Source organism: Microbacterium sp., from assembly GCF_035554235.1.
Classification (GTDB): Bacteria; Actinomycetota; Actinomycetes; order Actinomycetales; family Microbacteriaceae; genus Microbacterium.
Genome location: NZ_DATMIO010000241.1, coordinates 1 through 5,602, shown reverse-complemented (window position 1 = coordinate 5,602; position 5,602 = coordinate 1). Strand labels below are relative to the sequence as shown.

General features: G+C 72.0%; 7 protein-coding genes and 1 pseudogene. 7 read left to right on the top strand and 1 reads right to left on the bottom strand.

Going from position 1 to position 5,602, the window contains the following annotated elements:
* Positions 1-620, bottom strand: a 620-nt coding sequence (locus VNT50_RS12365; protein ID WP_325485417.1) for an HhH-GPD family protein, incomplete at its 3' end; no start/stop codon positions are given.
* A 56-nt stretch (positions 621-676) separates the two neighbouring features.
* Between VNT50_RS12365 and VNT50_RS12360 the strand changes: the two genes are divergently transcribed.
* From VNT50_RS12360 to VNT50_RS12330, 7 genes and pseudogenes are all read left to right on the top strand, one after another.
* Positions 677-1,363 (top strand): nucleoside/nucleotide kinase family protein, encoded by a 687-nt coding sequence (locus VNT50_RS12360; protein WP_325485416.1) that lies wholly within the window; start codon positions 677-679, stop codon positions 1,361-1,363.
* Positions 1,363-2,265, top strand: coding sequence for a tRNA pseudouridine(55) synthase TruB (gene truB / locus VNT50_RS12355; protein WP_325485415.1), 903 nt, complete (start codon positions 1,363-1,365; stop codon positions 2,263-2,265). The genes VNT50_RS12360 and truB overlap by 1 nt, the downstream gene beginning before the upstream one ends.
* Positions 2,262-2,630 carry a hypothetical protein gene (locus tag VNT50_RS12350; RefSeq protein ID WP_325485414.1) on the top strand — a complete coding sequence of 123 codons (369 nt, stop codon included), beginning with the start codon at positions 2,262-2,264 and terminating at the stop codon, positions 2,628-2,630. The genes truB and VNT50_RS12350 overlap by 4 nt, the downstream gene beginning before the upstream one ends.
* A gap of 57 nt (positions 2,631-2,687) precedes the next feature.
* Entirely contained in the window at positions 2,688-3,125 is a 438-nt protein-coding gene (locus tag VNT50_RS12345; protein ID WP_325485413.1) for a hypothetical protein, read from the top strand.
* Complete coding sequence (locus VNT50_RS12340) at positions 3,122-4,081, top strand: bifunctional riboflavin kinase/FAD synthetase (protein WP_325485418.1); 960 nt, start codon at positions 3,122-3,124, stop codon at positions 4,079-4,081. The genes VNT50_RS12345 and VNT50_RS12340 overlap by 4 nt, the downstream gene beginning before the upstream one ends.
* Entirely contained in the window at positions 4,078-4,836 is a 759-nt protein-coding gene (locus VNT50_RS12335) for a hypothetical protein (protein WP_325485412.1), read from the top strand. Before VNT50_RS12340 ends, VNT50_RS12335 begins: the two co-directional genes overlap by 4 nt.
* Positions 4,837-4,995: 159 nt before the next feature.
* Positions 4,996-5,602: pseudogene (locus tag VNT50_RS12330) on the top strand (deoxyribose-phosphate aldolase); the annotation flags it as partial.

Here is a 5,602-nt window from a genome sequence, read left to right as displayed (position 1 = left end):
GCGCAGGCATGCGCGAGCGGGCATGCACCGCACCTCGGGGTGCGCGCCGTGCAGACGACCGCCCCGAGCTCCATCGCCGCGGCGTTCACGATCGCGGCCGCAGCGTCGCCCGTCGGCAGGACGGCGGCCATCGCGGCGAGGTCCGCGCGGGCAGGCGGGCGTGGCTGCGAACGTCCGTCCACCACGCGGGCGAGCACCCGTCGCGTGTTCGTATCGACGACGGGATGCCGGTCGCCGTAGGCGAACACGGCGACCGCCCGCGCGGTGTAGTCGCCCACGCCGCTCAGCGCGAGCAGCGCGTCGACGTCGCGGGGAACCACCCCGCCGTGGCGGTCGGTGATCTCGACCGCGGCACGGTGCAGCCACAGCGCCCGGCGCGGATAGCCCAGGTTCGCCCACTGCCGCACCGCCTCCGCCGGGGGAGCCGCGGCGAGCGCCTCGGGCGTCGGCCAGCGGGTGAGCCATGCGTCGAGGAACGGGAGCACGCGGTTCACGGGCGTCTGCTGCAGCATGAATTCGCTGACGAGGATGCCCCACGCACCGAATTCCGGATGCCGCCACGGCAGGTCGCGGGCATTGTCCCGGTACCACGCGATGAGCGGTGCGGCGATCTCGGGCATGCCGATCAGCCTAGGCGGCGCCCGGCCAGCTCCGCCGCGGACCGTACGCTGGAGGGGTGCGACTCCCGATCACGCCCGCCACGACGCTCCTGCGCGAACTGCGCGACGAGGTGCGCCGGCACTACCGCGCGGGCCGGGTGATCATCGCCGTCGACGGTCGGAACGGTGCCGGCAAGACGATCTTCGCCGACGCCCTCGCCGAGGTCTTCGCGGAGGACGGTTCGGCGGTGTTCCGGGCATCGATCGACGCGTTCCACCGGCCGCGGGCCGAGCGGTATGCCCTCGGGCGCACGTCGCCCGAGGGCCTGTACCGGGACTCCTACGACTACTCGCTGTTCCGCCGCGTGCTCATCGAGCCGTTCCGCGAAGGACCGCAGACATCGGCCGCGACGGGCTTTCAGCTCGACGCGTTCGATGTCGCCCGCGACGCTCCGGTGGAATCGCGCTGGGTCACCGCCCCCGACGACGCGGTGCTCATCGTCGACGGCATCTTTCTGAACCGCCCCGAGCTCCGCGGCCTCTGGGACTGGTCGGTGTGGCTCGACGTACCGGCCGAGGCCGCGTTCGCCCGCATGGCCGCACGCACCGGCGGCGACCCCGCCCCCGATGCCCCGTCCAACATCCGCAGCAGCCGGGCGCATGAGCTGTACCTGCAAGAGGCAGATCCGCAGCACGCGGCATCCGCCATCGTCGACAACGCCGACCCCGCCCATCCGGTGCGCGTCTCCCGGGACATCCGCTGATGGCCGATTCCGTCATCCTGCTCGTCGACAAGCCTGGTGGCATGACCAGCCACGACGTCGTCGCCCGCGCGCGTCGCGCACTCGGCACGCGCAAGATCGGCCACGCCGGCACCCTCGATCCCATGGCCACCGGCCTGCTCGTGCTCGGCGTCGAGGGATCGACACGCCTGCTCACCTACCTCGTCGGGCTCGACAAGACCTACGAGGCGACGATCCGGCTCGGTGTATCGACCGATAGCGACGATGCCGACGGTGTCGAGACGGCGCGGGCGGATGCCGCAGCCCGCGCGGCGGTGACCCCCGAGCGCATCGCCGCCGGCGTGGCCGCCCTCACGGGGCCCATCTCGCAGGTGCCGAGCACCGTCTCTGCCATCAAGGTGGGCGGCCGGCGGGCGTACGACCTCGCCCGCGAGGGTGTCGCCGTCGAACTGAAGGCCCGCTCGGTCACGGTGTCGAGGTTCGAGGTGCTCCGCATCGCAGAGCGGGACGGGGCGATCGACCTCGACGTCGTCGTGGACTGCACGAGCGGCACCTACATCCGCGCGCTCGCGCGCGACCTGGGCGCGGCGCTCGGGGTCGGCGGCCACCTCACGGCGCTGCGCCGCACGCACGTCGGTCCCTTCACCGTCGCGGGCGCCGCATCGCCCGACAAACTCGGCGCGCAGCCGGGTCTCGATCCGGCCGTCGTCGCCGCCGCGGTGCTCGGCCGGCTCGACGTCACCGCCGACGAGGCGCGAGACCTCCGTCACGGCAAGCGGCTGACCGGCGCCGCCGCGCGCATCCGGGAGTCCACCGCCGCCGCGGTCGATCCCTCCGGAGTGCTCGTCGGCATCGTGGAAAGACGCGGTGACGACCTGAAGAGCGCGATGAACATGCCGCAACCGCCGAGGGAGGCCCCGTGATCCTGTGGTTCACGTACGTCCAGGTGTCCGCCGCGGTGCTCGCCGGACTGCTGTGCGTCGTGCTGGGACTGGCCGGCCGACGTCCGAGCGATCTCACCGTGGGCGCGCTCGCCCTCATCGAGCTGCTCCTCGTCGTGCAGGTGGTCGTGGCGATCATCGCGCCGTTCGCGGGCAACCCGCCGACCGGGAGCCTTCTGGAGTTCTGGGTCTACCTCGTCTCCGCCATCCTCCTGCCGGTCGCAGGGGTGGCGTGGGCACTGGTCGAGCGAAGCCGGTGGAGCACGGTCATCATGGGCATCGTCGCCCTGGCGGTGGGCGTCATGGTGTGGCGCATGCAGGTCATCTGGGCGGTCCAGATCGCGTAGCGCACGGCCGACGCGCGCGGAGCAGCTTCCCCGCCCGCGCCTAGGATTGAGTGCGTTATGAGCACAGCCCCCGCAGACACCGAACCCGCCGTCTCGCCCCGCCCGCGCATGAGGGGAATCGGACGGGTGCTCGTCATCGTCTACGGGGTCATGGCGCTCGCCGCCACGGGCCGCTCGCTCGTGCAGATCATCGAGCGATTCGCCGAGGCGCCGCTCGCGTACACCCTCTCGGCCGTCTCGGCCGCGGTGTACATCCTGGCCACGCTCGCGCTCGTGTTCGCCGGGAGCCACACCTGGTATCGCGTCGCCTGGGTGGCGATCGGCTTCGAGCTCGTCGGCGTGCTCGTGATCGGCACCCTGTCCCTTCTGCTGCCCGACGCGTTCGCCCACCCGACGGTCTGGTCGTGGTTCGGCATGGGGTACCTCTTCGTGCCGCTCGCGCTGCCGTTCTTCGGCATCTGGTGGCTGCTCACGCACCGACCGGTGGCCCCGTGATCGTCTTCCACGAGCCCTCCGAGGTGCCCGAGGACTTCGGCCCCTCCGTCGTCGCGATCGGCAAGTTCGACGGCGTGCACGCCGGCCACCGTGCGCTCATCGAGCGCGCCCGGGTGGATGCCGCGGCCACGGGCGCGCGCGTGGTCGCCGTCACGTTCGACCGCAATCCGCTCAGCGTGCTCCGCCCGGAACTCTGCCCCCCGGCGCTCATCGGCGTGCACCAGAAGCTGCAGCTGCTCGCGGAGGCGGGCGTGGATGCGACGCTCATGCTGCGCTTCGACGAGCAGCTCGCGAGCCTTCCTGCGCGGGAATTCGTCGAGCACGTGCTCGTCGGAGCCCTCGGTGTGCGGACGGTGCTCGTCGGCAATGACTTCCGCTTCGGCCGCGGGGGAGCGGGCAACGTCGACCTGCTGCGCGGACTCGGCGCCGAGTGGGGCTTCACGGTCGACGTCGTCGGCGACGTGCGGGCCATCGAGCACGGGCGCCGCGTCTCGTCGACGTGGATCCGCGAGCTCCTCGCCGAGGGCGACGTGGCGACCGCCGCGCGCCTGCTCGGTCGCCCCGCCTCGGTCTGGGGCGAGGTCGTGCACGGCCAGAAGCGCGGCCGCGAACTGGGCTTCCCGACCGCCAACCTCACCACCGAGCTCGAGGGCTTCGTCCCGGCGGACGGCATCTATGCCGGCTGGCTGATGGACGAGGGATCCGACGACGGGCTCCGCTCCGGCATCCGCTACCCCGCCGCGATCTCCGTCGGCGTGAACCCGACATTCGACGATGTGCACGCGCGGCAGGTCGAGGCCTATGTGCTCGACGAGACCGATCTCGACCTGTACGGTCGCCGGGTGGAGCTCCAGTTCGTCGCGCGCGTGCGGGCCATGGTCGCGTTCGGTGGGGTCGACGCCCTGATCGCCCAGATCACCGACGACGTGCGGCGCGTTCGCGAGGCGCTGACGTGACGACGGATGCCGGCGACCGGTCCTCCGGCGCACGAACGGTCTCGCTCCTGCGCAGGATCATCGTCGGCATCATCGTCGTCGCTTTCGGCCTCGCGGCCATCGGCGGCATCGCCGTGCTGCTCGGCGGCGACCTCGGGCCCGACGCGGGCCGCGTGCTCGGCACGACCACGATCGTCGGCGCGTTCAGCGTGGCGGTCCTGTGCTGCGCCGCGCTCGCGGGGAGACGCCTGCAGATCTTCGGCACGATCGGCGCCGTTGTCGCGATCGCGACGGCGGGGCTGGTGATCTGGGCGATCTGGTGGCAGCCCGGATTCTCGATGCCCGATGTCGTGTGGAGGCTCCTCTGGAGCGGCGTCACCCTCACCTCCGCGTTTGCGCTGGCTTCGCTGCTCCTGCTTCTCGCGAACCGCCGGCGCCCGGCCGTGCGGGTCGGACTCGCTATCACGCTGGTGCTTTTCGGGATCGTCGTGGCCCTGATCCTCGGCCTCGTGTGGTTCGCGGATCTGCTCGATGACGACGTCTACCCCCGTGCCCTCGGGATCTTCGCGATCCTCGCTGCCCTGGGGGCGGTCGTCGTGCCCGTGCTGTCGCTCCTGATGCGCGACCAAGGCGACGGGCCGACGCCGGACGAGATCTCCACGGAGGCCGCCGCGAGGCTCATCGCAGAAGCCGCCCGGCGGGGCATCACGGTGGACGAACTCGTCGCATCCCTGCTCGACGGCGCAGCGCCCGCCGCGCAGACACCGGCACCGTAGACCACTGCGTCCGGGGCATCTACGATCGAGATCGTGGACGCCGTGGCTCGACGCCGTGCCGAGGCCATCCCGAAGCCGGCCGGCCGCATCGCGGGTTAGGCTAGGCGGTCGACTGAGTTCGCCCGGGTCGCGAGATCGAGCCCACCAACGGAGGGACCCATGAGCCGCACGGATCTGATGACCTTGCCCGAGCGGGCGGTCGAGTTGCTCGGCGGCGAGCCCGACGATGTCACCCTGCGGCGCTACCTGCACGGACTCCCGGGGGTCGACGCGGTCGGCCTCGAGCAGCGCGCTGCGGGTCTGGGCACGCGATCGATCAAGACCACGTCGAAGGCGTGGGCCCTGGATCGCATCATCGAGCTCATCGACCTGACCACCCTCGAGGGCGCGGACACGCCCGGCAAGGTGCGCTCGCTCGTCGCGAAGGCGCTCACGCCCGACGCATCCGATCCGACGTGCCCGCGCGTCGCGGCGGTGTGCGTGTACGGCGACATGGTGCCCCACGCCGTCGAGGCGCTCGGGGCCGCGCACGGTGATCCCGACGCCGGGCTGATCAGCGTCGCCGCGGTCGCGACGGCGTTCCCGAGCGGTCGTGCATCGCTCGAGATCAAGCTCGCCGACACGGCGGAGGCGGTCGCGTACGGCGCCGACGAGATCGACATGGTGATCGACCGCGGCGCGTTCCTCGCCGGGCACTACGGACTCGTCTTCGATCAGATCGCCCGCGTCAAGCGGGCGTGCCGCCGGGCGGACGGCACGTACGCTT